The sequence below is a fragment of the Sphingobium agrisoli genome, assembly GCF_041877245.1.
Classification (GTDB): Bacteria; Pseudomonadota; Alphaproteobacteria; order Sphingomonadales; family Sphingomonadaceae; genus Sphingobium.
Map to the genome: position 1 here is coordinate 395,092 of NZ_JBHDJI010000002.1, position 13,624 is coordinate 408,715.

Below are 13,624 nucleotides of genomic sequence, written 5' to 3' on the forward strand. Positions count from 1 at the left end.
CGGCGCAGGCCGGGGTCTGAGGCCGCCCGGCCGAACCTCTCCCCGAAGAACAATGAGATGCCGGCCTTCGCTGGCATGACGGAACGGACGATATGACCGATACCATCGCCGACCCCATCTACCAGACCGACGCGCTGATCGCGAAGGACATCGACGCCTATCTGAAGGTGCATGAGCACAAGACGATGCTGCGTTTCATCACCTGCGGGTCGGTGGATGACGGCAAGTCGACGCTGATCGGACGGTTGCTCTACGACAGCAAGATGATCTTCGAGGATCAGTTGGCCGCGCTGGAGGCCGACAGCAAGCGCGTCGGCACCCAGGGGCAGGAAATCGACTTCGCCCTGTTGGTGGACGGCCTCGCCGCCGAGCGTGAGCAGGGCATCACCATCGACGTCGCCTATCGCTTTTTCGCGACCGAAAAGCGCAAGTTCATCGTCGCCGACACGCCCGGCCACGAACAATATACGCGCAACATGGTGACGGGGGCGTCCACCGCCGATCTGGCCGTCATCCTGGTCGATGCGCGCAAGGGCATTTTGACGCAGACGCGGCGGCACAGCTATCTTGCCCACCTGCTGGGCATCCGCAACATCGTGCTGGCAGTGAATAAGATGGACCTGGTCGGATACGACCAGAGCGTCTTCAACCGCATCGTCATGACCTATCGCGCCTTCGCGACCGAGTTGGGCATCACGCGCTTCACCGCGATTCCGATTTCGGGCTTCAAGGGCGACAACATCACCGGCCCGAGCGAAAATACGTCCTGGTACAAGGGGCCGACGCTGATCGAGCATCTGGAAACGGTGGAGGTGAACAGCGCGGCGGACGCGGGAAAGCCGTTCCGCATGCCGGTGCAGTGGGTCAATCGACCGAACCTGGATTTCCGGGGCTTTTCCGGCCTGATCGCGACCGGATCGGTCAGGCCGGGCGACGCGGTACGGGTGCTGCCTTCGGGTAAGACCTCGACCGTCACGCGCATCGTCACGCTGGACGGCGACCTTGAGCAAGCGGTGGCGGGCCAGTCGGTGACGCTCACCTTCGCCGACGAGATCGACTGTTCGCGCGGCGACGTGATCGCTCTGGCCGACAACCCGCCGCAAGTCGCCGACCAGTTCGAGGCGACGATCGTGTGGATGGCGGACGAGGCGATGCTGCCAGGCCGGCCCTATTGGCTGAAGATCGGCACGCAGACCGTCAGCGCGACGGTGCAGCAGCCAAAATATCAGGTCAACGTCAACACTATGGACCAGCTGGCGGCCAGGACGCTGGAGCTGAACGCGATCGGTGTCGCCACCGTCACGACCGACAAGCCGATCACCTTCGAGGCCTATGCCGACAACCGGACGCTGGGCGGCTTCATCCTGATCGACAAGATCAGTAATGCCACCGTGGCGGCGGGGATGCTGCATTTCAGCCTGCGGCGGGCGCAGAATGTCCACTGGCAGGCGACCGACGTGTCGCGCGATCATCACGCCAGCCTCAAAAATCAGAAGCCCGCCGTGCTGTGGTTCACCGGGCTTTCGGGCGCGGGCAAATCGACCATCGCCAATCTGGTCGAGAAGAAGCTCGCCCGCATGAACCGCCACACCTTCCTGCTGGACGGCGACAATGTGCGCCATGGCCTGAACAAGGATCTGGGCTTCACCGATGCCGACCGCGTGGAGAATATCCGCCGCGTGGGCGAGGTGGCGAAGCTGATGACCGATGCGGGCCTGATCGTCATCACCGCCTTCATCTCGCCCTTCCGGTCGGAGCGCGACATGGTGCGGCAGATGATGCAGCCAGGCGAATTCATCGAGGTGCATATCGACACGCCGCTGGCCGATGCGGAGGCGCGCGACGTGAAGGGCCTCTACAAGAAAGCGCGGGCCGGGCAGCTCAAGAATTTCACTGGCATCGACAGCCCCTATGAGCCGCCGGTCGATCCCGAAATGCGGATCGACACGACGGCCATGAGCGCCGAAGAAGCGGCCGACGCCATCGTTGCGCGACTGATCCTGTGAGTTCGGGCCTAACCGACGGAGAACTGGCGGCGCATCTGGCCGAGACCGCCGGTCGGCTGCTGCTGGAGGTGCGAGCGAGCGGGATATTTTCGGGCAAGGCGCTGGGACTGGCGGGGGACCAGACCGCGAACCAGTTCCTAGTCCATGCGCTGCGCCATGCTCGGCCCGATGACGGGTTGCTGTCGGAAGAGATGAAGTGCGACGGCACGAGATTGTTGCACGAGCGGGTGTGGATCGTCGATCCGGTCGACGGGACGCGCGAATATGGCGAAGCGCGCGCCGACTGGGCGGTGCATGTGGGGCTTGCGATAGCGGGCGAGCCGGCGGTTGGCGCGGTGGCGCTGCCCGGCGCGGAAGGCGGGCTGGTGCTGCGCTCCGACCAGCCGCGCGCGGTGCCGTCCGCACCCGACCGGTTCCGCATGGTGGTCAGCCGTACCCGCCCGGCACGCGAGGCAGTGGAGATCGCCGCGCGGATCGGCGCGGAACTGGTGCCGATGGGATCGGCCGGGGCCAAGGCGATGGCGATCATCCTGGGCCAGGCCGACATCTACCTCCATTCGGGCGGACAATATGAGTGGGACTCGATGGCCCCGGTCGCGGTCGCGCTGGCGCACGGCCTGCATTGTTCGCGCATCGACGGCAGCCCGCTCCGCTACAACCAGCCGGACGTTGCGCTCCCCGACCTGCTCATCTGTCGCAGGCAAGATGCGGGCATGATCCTGGAGCAGATCAAGGACTTGCCGCCCGCCTAGTTGCGCGCGTTGGCGAGGATGCGCTGCGCCTGGATGAGGTGCGGGCGGTCGATCATCCGGCCGTCGAGCCTGAGCGCCCCGGCGCCGGGGTTGGCGGCGAAGGCATCGACCACGGCGCGGGCATGCGCGATCTCGGCGTCGGTGGGAGTGAAGCCCGCGTTGATGATCGCGACTTGGTTCGGGTGGATCGCCATCATGCCGGTGAAGCCGTCGCGCCGCGCGCGGGCGACATAGGCGGCGAGCGCTTGCGTCTCGTCGATGCGGGGGAAGACGGTTTCGATCGCAGGTGCCCCAGCCGCATGGGCGGCGAAGAGGGTGAGGCTGCGGACCATCTCATAGGGCGGGGTGTAGCGGCCGTCGTCCTCGCGCGATGTGGCAGCGCCAATGGCGGCGGGGAGATCCTCCGCGCCCCAGGTGAGGCCGGCGAGATGGGGAGCGACTTCGCCATAGCTGCCGAGTTGGAAGATCGCGGCGGGGGTTTCGGTGGCGATGGGAAGGATCGACGGCGCGTCCTTGCCTGCGATGGCGAGGAGCGCGCGGATGCTCGCCGCGCCTTCAGCCTTGGGGAGCAGCAGACCGTCGGGCCGGCCGGGCAGGACGGCCGCCAGATCAGCGCTGGTAAGGTCGCCGTCGAGCGGATTGACGCGCACGAAGACAGGCGCGGTGCGGTCCTGCGCCAGCCATTCGGCGATGGCCGTGCGACCGTCCGCCTTTCGTTCGGGCGCGACGCTGTCTTCCAGGTCGAGGATCAGCGCGTCCGCGCCACTCGCCGCCGCCTTGGCGAAGCGCTCCGGCCGGTCGGCGGGCACAAACAGGAGGGAGCGCAGGCTCATGCGTCCGACTTTTTGAGAAGCGCCATGCGCAGGCATTGGCAAACGATCTGGTCGCGCTGGTTGAGCAGGTGATGGGTAAAGGTGACGATGCCGGCATTGGGGCGCGACTTGCTGGGCTTGAGGTCGGTGACTTCGGTTTCGCAGCGGAGCGTGTCGCCAATGAAGACCGGGTTGGGCATGACGAGCTTGTCATAGCCGAGGTTGGCGACGAGCGTGCCGAGCGTCGTGTCGCCGACCGACAGGCCCACCATCAGAGCGAAAGTGAAGGTGCCGTTGACGAGGATCTGGCCGAACTCGCTCGCCTTCGCGGCTTCCGCGTCGAGGTGCAGCGGCTGGGGATTGTGCGTCAGGCAAGAGAAGAGGAGATTGTCCGTCTCCGTCACCGTGCGGCGGATATCGTGGGCGATCGTGTCGCCGATCTGCCATTGGTCGAAATATCTGCCTGCCACTACGACCTCCTGATCCTGCCGTCATCCCGGGCTTGACCCGGAATCCTGCTTTCTTCTCCACCAAAGAACGGCGGGACCCCGGATCAAGTCCGGGGTGACGAAGTTGTGCTAATCTGCCTTCTCGATCTTAGCGAGCAGCGCCCCTTCGCTGACCTGCTCGCCTTCTGCCGCGTTGAGTTCTGCAACCATACCGTCGAAGGGCGCGACTAGGCTATGCTCCATCTTCATCGCTTCGAGGGTGAGGAGCTTCTGGCCCTTGGTCACTTGCTCCCTCGCTGCGACGGCGACAGCGATGACCCGCCCCGGCATGGGCGAGAGGATCGCGCCGTCGGAGGCATCCGCTCCGCCGCTTCCCCCCGCGCGCCATGGGGCGAGCCGCCAGACCTGCCCGTCCTCCGCGATCAGCACATCGGATGACGGTGCGTCCGCCCCCTCGCGCGGATCGAAGCGGGTGCTCACCGCGTCCCGGTCGAGAAGGAACATGGCTTCGGTGTGGACGGGTGCGTTGAGGCGAAAACCCGCCAGCCCGCCACCCCGCGTCAGCGCCGCCGCTCCGTCCGCCAGCGCTTCCTCGCTGGGGCGGGTGGGTGGCATGAGCGCGTCGCCCGCCCGCGCGATCAGCCCGGTGTCGAGCCGCGCGGCGGCGAAGTCTGCGTGTCGCAGCGCCTTCACCAGAAAGCCCGCATTGGTCTTGAGCGGCCAGACCGCGCTGCCCGCCAGCGCCGCCCCCAGCCGCTCCCGCGCTTCGTCGCGGTTTGCGCCATGGGCGATCACCTTGGCGATCATCGGATCGTAGAAGGGCGAAATCTCAGCCCCCTGCTCAACGCCCGTGTCGATGCGCAGGCCCGGCGCGTCGCTCTCCAGATCAAAGGTGTCGAGTCGCCCGATGCTCGGCAGAAAACCCTTGGCGGGATCTTCGGCGTAGAGGCGTGCTTCCATCGCATGACCGTTGATCGACAGTTGGTCCTGCGTCTTCGGGATGGGGTCGCCCGACGCGACGCGGATTTGCCATTCGACGAGGTCGACGCCGGTAATCTCCTCGGTCACGGGATGCTCGACCTGGAGCCGCGTGTTCATTTCCATGAACCAGATGCGGTCGGCGCGCAGCCCTTCGCTGCCGTCGGCGATGAATTCGATCGTGCCCGCGCCGACATAGTCGACCGCCTTGGCCGCGTTGACCGCAGCGGTGCAGACGGCGGCGCGCGTCGCCTCATCCATGCCGGGCGCTGGGGCTTCCTCGATCACCTTCTGGTGGCGGCGCTGGAGCGAACAGTCGCGCTCGAACAGGTGGACGATGTTGCCGTGGGTGTCGCCGAAGACCTGCACCTCGATATGGCGCGGATTGGTGATCCATTTTTCCAGCAGCACGGCGTCGTTGCCGAAGCTCGACGCCGCCTCGCGCCGGCAGGAGGCGAGGGCTTCGGCAAAGTCGGCCGCCGCATCGACCTTCCGCATCCCCTTGCCGCCGCCGCCCGCGACCGCCTTGATGAGGATGGGGTAACCGATCGCGTCGGCTTCCGCTTTCAGGCGTGCCTCGCTCTGGTCTTCGCCCAGATAACCGGGCGTGGTGGGGACGCCCGCGTCCTGCATCAGTTTCTTAGCGGCGTCCTTGAGGCCCATGGCGCGGATGCTGTCGGGACGCGGGCCGACCCATATGAGGCCAGCGTCGGTCACCGCCTGCGCGAAATCGGCGTTTTCGGAGAGAAATCCGTAGCCCGGGTGGATCGCCTGCGCGCCGGTGGCTTTCGCGGCGGCGATGATTTTTTGGCCGACGAGATAGCTTTCGCGCGCGGGGGAGGGCCCGATATGCACGGCTTCATCGGCGGAGCGGACGTGGAGTGCCTGCGCGTCGGCGTCCGAATAGACGGCTACGGTGCGGACACCCATCGCGCGCGCGGTGCGGATGATGCGGCAGGCGATTTCGCCCCGATTGGCGATGAGGAGGGAGGCGATCATGGGCATTACATCCTGAACACGCCGAATTGCGCGCGCTGTTCGATCGGCGCGTTCAGCGTGGCGGCGAAGGCCAGCCCCAGCACGTCGCGCGTCTGCACCGGGTCGATGACGCCGTCGTCCCACAGGCGCGCGGTGGCATAATAGGGGCTGCCTTCCTCCTCGAAGCGCTGGCGGATCGGCGCCTTGAAGGCTTCGGCCTGCTCGGGCGTCCAGTTGGCGGCGTCGCGGTTGACGGTCGCCAGCACGCTCGCCGCCTGTTCGCCGCCCATCACAGAAATGCGGCTGTTGGGCCAGCTGAAGAGGAAGCGCGGGCCATAGGCGCGGCCGCACATGCCATAATTGCCCGCGCCGAAGCTGCCGCCGATCAGGACCGTGATCTTGGGCACCTGAGTTGTCGCGACGGCGGTGACGAGCTTCGCGCCATTCTTGGCGATGCCCTCCGCCTCATATTTGCCGCCCACCATGAAGCCGGAGATATTCTGGAGGAACAGCAAGGGCACGCGCCGCTGGCAGGCGAGTTCGATGAAATGCGCGCCCTTGACCGCGCTTTCGCTGAAGAGGACGCCATTGTTGGCGAGGATCGCCACCGGCATCCCCCAGATATGGGCGAAGCCGCAGACGAGCGTGGTGCCATAGAGCGATTTGAACTCGTGGAACTCGCTGCCGTCGACGATGCGGGCAATCACCTCGCGCACATCATAGGGCGCGCGCACATCCTGCGGGACGATGCCGTAGAGATCGTTCGCATCATAGAGCGGCGCGCGCGGATCGCGGAGGTTCACGTCGGGCGTGGCGTCGCGCTGAAGCGTCGAGACGATGTCGCGGACGATGGTGAGGGCGTGATCGTCATTCTCGGCGACATGATCCACCACGCCGGACTTGCGGCCATGGAGGTCGCCGCCGCCCAGTTCCTCCGCGCTGATAACCTCGCCTGTCGCGGCCTGGACCAGCGGCGGGCCGGCGAGGAAGATGGTGCCCTGATTGCGGACGATGACGCTTTCGTCGCACATGGCGGGAACATAGGCGCCGCCGGCGGTGCAGCTTCCCATGACGCAGGCGATCTGGGGGATGCCGCGCGCCGACATCTGCGCCTGGTTGAAGAAGATGCGGCCGAAATGGTCGCGATCGGGGAACACTTCCGCCTGGTTGGGGAGGTTCGCGCCGCCGCTGTCGACCAGATAGACGCAGGGCAGCCGGTTTTCGAGCGCGATCTCCTGCGCGCGCAGATGCTTCTTCACCGTCATCGGGAAGTAGGTGCCGCCCTTCACCGTGGCGTCGTTGCAGGCAATCATCACCTGCCGCCCGGAAACGCGGCCGATGCCAGCGACGATGCCGGCGCCGGGGACTTCGTCGCCATAGAGGCCGTTGGCGGCGAGCTGGCCGACTTCCAGAAAGGGGCTGCCCGGATCGAGCAGCCGTTCCACCCGATCGCGGGGAAGCAGCTTGCCGCGCGCGACATGCTTGTTCCGCGCGTTGTCCGATCCGCCCCGCGCGGCGGCGGCGACCTTCGCACGGAGGTCTTGGGCCAGCGCACGGTTATGCGCGGCATTGGCGCGGAAGCTTTCGCTGTCGGGCGATAATTTGGTGTCGAGGACAGGCGCGCTCATGCTCCGATCAGTTCCCGGCCGATCAGCATCCGGCGGATCTCGTTGGTGCCCGCGCCGATGTCGAGCAGCTTTGCGTCGCGCATGTAGCGCTCCACCGGCCAGTCCTTGGTATAGCCCGCGCCGCCCAGCGCCTGCACCGCTTCAAGCGCGACCTTCATCGCATTCTCGCTCGCCAGCAGGATCGCGCCCGCCGCGTCGAAGCGGGTCGTGCGGCCTGCGTCGCACGCCTTCGCCACCGCATAGACATAGGCGCGCGCGGAGTTCAGTGCGACATACATGTCGGCGACCTTGGCCTGCATCAGCTGGAACGCGCCGATCGGCTTGCCGAACTGATGGCGTTCGCGGACATAGGGCAGCACCGTGTCGAGGCAGGCCTGCATGATGCCGAGCTGGATGCCAGCCAGGACGGTGCGCTCATAGTCGAGGCCGCTCATCAGAACCCCGGCGCCGCCATTGAGCGGCCCCATGACATTCTCCTCCGGCACTTCGCAATCGTCGAAGACCAGTTCGGCGGTCGGCGAACCGCGCATCCCGACCTTGTCGATCTTCTGCCCGATCGAAAAACCCTTCATGCCCTTTTCGATAAGGAAGGTGGTGACGCCCTTCGACCCCTCGCCGGTCTTGGCGTAGACGACGAGCGTGTCGGCATAAGGCGCGTTGGTGATCCAGAACTTTGTGCCGTTCAGCACATAGCGGTCGCCGCGCTTCTCCGCGCGCAGCTTCATCGAGATGACGTCCGATCCCGCGCCCGCCTCCGACATGGCGAGGCTGCCGACATGCTCGCCCGAAATCAGCTTGGGCAGATATTTCGCCTTCTGCGCCTCATTGCCCCAGCGGCGGATCTGGTTGACGCAGAGGTTTGAGTGCGCGCCGTAGGAGAGACCGATCGAAGCGGAGGCGCGGGCGACTTCCTCCTGCGCCACGACATGCTCGAGATAGCCAAGACCCAGACCGCCCCATTGCTCGTCCACCGTGATGCCGTGCAGCCCGAGTTCGCCCATGGCGGGCCAGAGCTCCTCGCGCGGGAACCAGTCCTTCGCGTCGATCTCGGCGGCCAGCGGGGCGATCCGGTCGGCGGCGAAGCGCGCGGTGCTTTCCCGGATCATGTCGGCCGTTTCGCCGAGCGCGAAGTCGAAATCACTCATGCCTCTCTCCTCGATCGCTTTGTAACCCCGCGCCGCGCTTTCCCAAATTGAAACTTTTCTGTGCCCCGCTATAGATAGCATCTATAATGGAGCGCTATCTTCTTCGCTACTTCCTGGCCGTGGTGGATCAGGGCAGCTTTTCCCGCGCCGCGGCGGCGTGCAACATCGCACAGCCGACTCTGTCGGTCGGAATCCGCAAGCTCGAAAGCTTGCTTGGCGCGCGGCTCTTCGACCGCGCGCACCAGCGGATGCAGTTGACCAAGGCGGGCACGCGGCTGCTGGGCCATGCGCGGCGGATCGAGGTGGAGTTCAATGCGGCGCAGCGGGCGGTCGCGCAGGAAACGGGTGATCGGGGCACGGGATGTCGGCTGGGTGTACTGCACAGCATAGCCGGCGCGGCGATCGCCAGCGCCGTCGCCGCGCTGCCGGTGGAGGCGCGCAGGGGCATCGAAATAGCCTATGGGTCCGAACGCGAATTGCTGAGCCGGCTCGATCGGGGGCGGATCGATGTCGCTCTGTCGCTGACCGAGCGAGGCGGCGCTCGCTTTGCGGAACGGACGATCCTGACCGAAGGCTATGCCATCGCCATCACCGCGGCGCACCCTCTTGCCGGGCGCGAAGACATCGCGGCGGAGGAGATAGCCGGCGAGACGATGATCGTGCGCCGCCATTGCGAGGCACTTGCTGCCACCAGCCGGCATTTCACCGACCGGGGCGTACGCCCGCCCTTCGCGTTGCGCGCCACCAACGACGAGCGGGTGTTGCAGATGGTCGCAGCAGGACTGGGCCTCACGGTGATGCCGGACAGCTATGCCCATGATGGGGTGGCGCGACCCCGGCTGGCGGGCTTCACCCTGCGCCGATCGATCGGCTTTCTGTTTGGACGGGATGGCGGTGCGGCGATGGCGGACGCGCCGCTGCTGCGCGCCGTGGAGATGGCGTTGCGCTAACTTCGGAACGCCCAGCGAAGCAGCCCCGCCATGGCGAAGCCGCCGGCGCGGGTCAGCGGCGCCGCGATCGGGCGCGCGGGAAAGCCGTGCATCCGTTTGGCCCAGAGCGGCAATATGTCGACAGCCGCCTGCATCACGATCGCCAGCGCCGGCTTCATCGCGGGCGTGGGTGCGGGCTGCGAGAGGATGCGGCGGGCAACGTCGCGGGTACGGTCGTTCACGCTGAGGTCGGGGAGGAAGGCGGCGACAAGCGCGTCCGCCTCGGGCCGCGTCCTTGGCACCGGATCGGCTCCGAGCGCGCGGGCGACATGCCCCGCCTGTTCGATATAGGCGTCCTGATCGGCGCGGCTCATGCCCGGTTCGGCGAAGGCGATCCAGGCGTCAAGGAAGCCGATCACCTCGCAGACATGGACCCAGGCGAGCAGGCGCGGGTCGCTGGCGGCGTAAGGCGCGCCATCGGGGAGCGTGCCGCGCACATGGGTGTGCACGTCGCGCACGCGATCGATGGCGGCCTGCGCGTCGGCCCGATCGCCGAAGGTCGTGACCGCAATGAAGCGAGCGGTGCGGCGCAGGCGGCCCAGCATATCGTCGCGAAACTCGCTATGATCCCATACGCCCGCCAGCGCGGCCGGATGGAGCATCTGGAGCAGCAAGGCAGTGACCCCGCCGATCATCATCGTGGTGACATCGCCATGGACGCGCCAGATCACCGAATCGCGCGGGTAGAGGGCGTTGTCGGAGCGCACCACCGGGCGCTCGCCGCGCGCACGGTCGTTGAACATGTCCTGCACCTGGCGGACCAGCCGCTGGCGCAAGCGTTCGGTGGGGGACGGAGGCCGCTCCTTCACTTCGCAACTCGGCTCGTTGATCGGGCGCGGTCGACCGCGTCGGCCCACTGGCCGAACAGGCGCGTGCGTTCGGCTTCGCCCATGGAGGGGGCGAAGCGGGCCTCGTCCTTCCCATCGGTGGGAATGGCGTCCAATCCGGACCAGAGGCCCGCGCCCACGCCTGCAAGGAAGGCCGCGCCCAGCGCCGTCGTTTCGATGCCGGCGGGGCGGTGCACCGGAAGGCCCAGCATGTCCGCGAGGAACTGGCAGAGCCAGCCATTGGCCGTCATGCCGCCATCGACGCGCATCATCGACGCCGCCAATCCGCTATCGCGCGCCATCGTGTCGACCAGTTCACGGCTTTGATAGGCGACCGCCTCCAGCGCGGCGCGGACGAGATGGGCGGACGTGGCACCGAGGCTGAGGCCCGTGATGAGCCCGCGCGCGTCGGCGTCCCAGTGCGGTGAGCCCAAGCCGACAAAGGCGGGGACGAAATAGACGCCGCCATTGTCAGTCAGCGATCGGGCGATCGCTTCGCTGTCGCCGGCATGGGCGACAACACCGAGGCTGTCGCGCAGCCATTGAATGGCCGCGCCCGCGACGAAGATCGCGCCTTCGAGCGCGTAGCAGGTGCGGCCCTCCGCCTGGAAGCCGACGGTGGCGAGCAGGCGGTGGGCGGAACGGCAGATCGTCTCGCCCGTATTCATGAGTGCGAAACCGCCGGTGCCATAGGTGATCTTTGCGTCGCCGGCCCGCAGACAGCGCTGGCCGATGAGCGCGGCCTGCTGATCGCCCGCCATGCCGGTGATCGGCAGCGCGCGGCCCAACAAGGAGGGGTCGCTGGTCCCGAAGAAGGCGTCGTTGGGGCGGACTTCGGGCAGGATTTGCATGGGCACGCCGAACATGCGGCAGAGGTCGGGACACCATGCCATGGCACGGATGTCGAACAGCAGGGTTCGCGAAGCGTTGGTGGGATCGGTGGCATGGACCGCTCCGCCCGTCAGCCGCCACAGCAGGAAGCTGTCGATCGTGCCGAAGGCGATACGCCCCTGCCCCGCCAGTGCCCGCGCATCCGGCACGGCGTCGAGCAGCCAGGCGAGCTTGGTTGCCGAGAAATAGGAATCGAGCAGCAGCCCGGTGCGCTCGCTGATCTCCGGTTCCAGCCCGTCTGCCGCCATCGCGCGGCACAAATCCGCACCGCGCCGGTCCTGCCAGACAATCGCTCGGTGGAGCGGCGTGCCCGTTTCGCGATCCCAGAGCAGGAACGTCTCGCGCTGGTTGGTGATGCCGATCGCCGCGACATCTAGGCCGAGCGCCTTCGCCCGGTCGATCGCCCCGCGCGCCGTGGCGAGCGTGTCGCGCCAGATGATTTCGGCATCATGTTCGACCCAGCCGGATTGCGGATAATATTGCGGCAGTTCGACCTGTGAGGTCACGCGGACCTGCGCGGCTTCGTCCACGATCAGCGCGCGGGTGGAGGTCGTGCCCTGATCGATCGCCAGGATCGCCTTCATCGCTCCCTCTCCTCCAGACGCCGTTCGAGCGCGGCGCGCTCGGCTTCGCTGAAATACAGGCCGAGCTTGGTGCGACGCCAGAGGATATCGTCAGCGGTGCGCGCCCATTCGCGGGTAAGGAGATAGGCGACCTCCCGTTCGGTCAGGCCATGGCCGAAATGGCGGCCGCAGTCTGCGAGCGCCTGGGCATCTTCCAGGATGGTCCAGGCTATGGTCCCGTAGGCCGCAAGGATACGCTGCGCCCAGCGTGGCTTCAGAAAAGGATAGTCGCTCTTCAGCCGGACGGTGAGGTCCGCCGCGCCGTCGATCGGAAAATCGCCGCCGGGCAGCGGGGCTGTGGCGGTCCAGTCGGGGCCGGAGAGCAGCGGGATACGCTCTGCCAGCATCGCCATCGCCGACGCGGCGAGATGGCGGTAGGTGGTGAGCTTGCCCCCGAAGATGCTGAGCAGCGGCGCGCCTTCGGCTTCATTCGACAGATCGAGCCGGTAGCCGCGCGTCGCCGCTTCGGGACGGCCCGACCCGTCGTCGATCAGCGGACGGACGCCAGCGAAGCGCCAGACCACGTCCCGCGGGCCGATCTGTCGCCGGAAATAGCCGTTTGCGCCCTCGCACAGATAGGCGATTTCAGCCGCGTCGGGCTGGACATCGCGCAGCGATCCCTCGTGATCGACATCGGTGGTGCCGATCAGGGTGAAGTCATGCTCATAGGGAATGGCGAAGAAAATGCGGCCGTCGGGAAGCTGGAAGAAATAGGCGAAGCCATGGTCGAACAGAGCTGGGACGACGATATGCGATCCGCGCACCAGCCGCATCTGCGCCAACGAAGGCGCACCGGCGCGGGCAAGCAGGTCGAGCACGGCCGGGCCGGCGGCGTTCACAACGGCCCGGGCCCGAAACGTGTCGCCGCCCTTGACCGTCACGCGCCAATGATCGCCTTCGCGAGCTAGCGCCACGACGGGCGTGGCCGGCATCACCTGCGCGCCGTGTTTGGCGGCGTCGCGCAGGTTAAGCACCACCAGTCGCGCGTCATCGACCCAGCAGTCGGAATAGGCGAAGCCGGCGGTGAAGTCGGGCTTGAGCGGCTTGCCAGCCGGATGGCTTCGCAAGTCGAGCGATTGCGTAGGCGGCAGCCGCCGGCGGCCGCCGATATGATCGTAGAGGAATAACCCGAGGCGCAGCAGCCAGCGCGGCCGAAGCCCAGGCCGGTGCGGCAGGACGAAACGCATCGGGCGCACCAGATGCGGGGCGATCGCCCAGAGCCGCTCGCGTTCGGCAAGAGATTCCCGCACAAGCGCGAATTCGCGATGCTCCAGGTAACGCAGACCGCCATGGATGAGCTTGGTCGAGGCGGAGGAGGTGCCGCCGGCAAGGTCGCCCGCCTCCAGCACCAGCACGCGCGCGCCTCGTCCGGCCGCATCGCGCGCGACGCCTGCGCCGTTTATGCCAGCGCCTACGACCAGAAGGTCGAACATCTCTCCTTCGGCGCCGCTCGCCTGCACCTTCAAACCTCCGAACGAGGGCCGTTCGTCCATCATCCGCCTAATGGCGGGACGCGCAAGCCATTATGCGCGAACGGCGCAGGCGG

General features: G+C 66.9%; 11 protein-coding genes. 3 read left to right on the forward strand and 8 right to left on the reverse strand.

The window, feature by feature from the left end; all coding sequences use genetic code 11:
• Positions 1 to 92: 92 nt before the first annotated feature.
• Both cysN and ACETPF_RS06265 read left to right on the forward strand, forming a co-directional pair.
• Positions 93 to 2,006, forward strand: a complete 1,914-nt coding sequence (gene cysN, locus ACETPF_RS06260; RefSeq protein WP_373933477.1) for a sulfate adenylyltransferase subunit CysN — start codon at positions 93 to 95, stop codon at positions 2,004 to 2,006.
• Positions 2,003 to 2,758: a 3'(2'),5'-bisphosphate nucleotidase CysQ gene (locus ACETPF_RS06265; RefSeq protein WP_373933478.1), complete on the forward strand. Its 756-nt coding sequence runs from the start codon at positions 2,003 to 2,005 to the stop codon at positions 2,756 to 2,758. Before cysN ends, ACETPF_RS06265 begins: the two co-directional genes overlap by 4 nt.
• Here ACETPF_RS06265 and ACETPF_RS06270 read toward each other — a convergent pair.
• The 5 genes from ACETPF_RS06270 to ACETPF_RS06290 all read right to left on the reverse strand — a co-directional run bounded on the left by ACETPF_RS06270 (position 2,755) and on the right by ACETPF_RS06290 (position 8,748).
• Positions 2,755 to 3,591, reverse strand: coding sequence for an HpcH/HpaI aldolase/citrate lyase family protein (locus ACETPF_RS06270; RefSeq protein WP_373933479.1), 837 nt, complete (start codon positions 3,589 to 3,591; stop codon positions 2,755 to 2,757). The two genes, ACETPF_RS06265 and ACETPF_RS06270, sit on opposite strands and share 4 nt — an antisense overlap.
• A complete protein-coding gene (locus ACETPF_RS06275; RefSeq protein ID WP_373933480.1) occupies positions 3,588 to 4,040 on the reverse strand; it encodes a MaoC family dehydratase in 453 nt (150 codons plus the stop codon). The genes ACETPF_RS06270 and ACETPF_RS06275 overlap by 4 nt, the downstream gene beginning before the upstream one ends.
• A 108-nt stretch (positions 4,041 to 4,148) precedes the next feature.
• The gene (locus ACETPF_RS06280; RefSeq protein ID WP_373933483.1) at positions 4,149 to 5,996 is read right to left on the reverse strand and encodes an acetyl/propionyl/methylcrotonyl-CoA carboxylase subunit alpha; all 1,848 of its coding nucleotides are present in this window, start codon (positions 5,994 to 5,996) and stop codon (positions 4,149 to 4,151) included.
• A 5-nt stretch (positions 5,997 to 6,001) separates the two neighbouring features.
• Entirely contained in the window at positions 6,002 to 7,603 is a 1,602-nt protein-coding gene (locus ACETPF_RS06285) for a carboxyl transferase domain-containing protein (RefSeq protein ID WP_373933484.1), read from the reverse strand.
• Positions 7,600 to 8,748 (reverse strand): isovaleryl-CoA dehydrogenase, encoded by a 1,149-nt coding sequence (locus ACETPF_RS06290; protein ID WP_373933485.1) that lies wholly within the window; start codon positions 8,746 to 8,748, stop codon positions 7,600 to 7,602. The genes ACETPF_RS06285 and ACETPF_RS06290 overlap by 4 nt, the downstream gene beginning before the upstream one ends.
• Positions 8,749 to 8,831: 83 nt before the next feature.
• Between ACETPF_RS06290 and ACETPF_RS06295 the strand changes: the two genes are divergently transcribed.
• On the forward strand, positions 8,832 to 9,698 hold the full coding sequence (locus ACETPF_RS06295; protein WP_373933531.1) for a LysR family transcriptional regulator: 867 nt from the start codon (positions 8,832 to 8,834) through the stop codon (positions 9,696 to 9,698).
• Here the strand turns inward: ACETPF_RS06295 and ACETPF_RS06300 are convergent.
• The 3 genes from ACETPF_RS06300 to ACETPF_RS06310 form a co-directional block, all read right to left on the reverse strand.
• Positions 9,695 to 10,480 (reverse strand): oxygenase MpaB family protein, encoded by a 786-nt coding sequence (locus ACETPF_RS06300; RefSeq protein WP_373933532.1) that lies wholly within the window; start codon positions 10,478 to 10,480, stop codon positions 9,695 to 9,697. The genes ACETPF_RS06295 and ACETPF_RS06300 overlap by 4 nt on opposite strands.
• 62 nt (positions 10,481 to 10,542) lie before the next feature.
• Positions 10,543 to 12,039, reverse strand: a complete 1,497-nt coding sequence (glpK, locus tag ACETPF_RS06305; protein ID WP_373933486.1) for a glycerol kinase GlpK — start codon at positions 12,037 to 12,039, stop codon at positions 10,543 to 10,545.
• A complete protein-coding gene (locus ACETPF_RS06310; protein ID WP_373933534.1) occupies positions 12,036 to 13,511 on the reverse strand; it encodes a glycerol-3-phosphate dehydrogenase in 1,476 nt (491 codons plus the stop codon). Before ACETPF_RS06310 ends, glpK begins: the two co-directional genes overlap by 4 nt.
• Between the last annotated feature and the right edge of the window lie 113 nt (positions 13,512 to 13,624).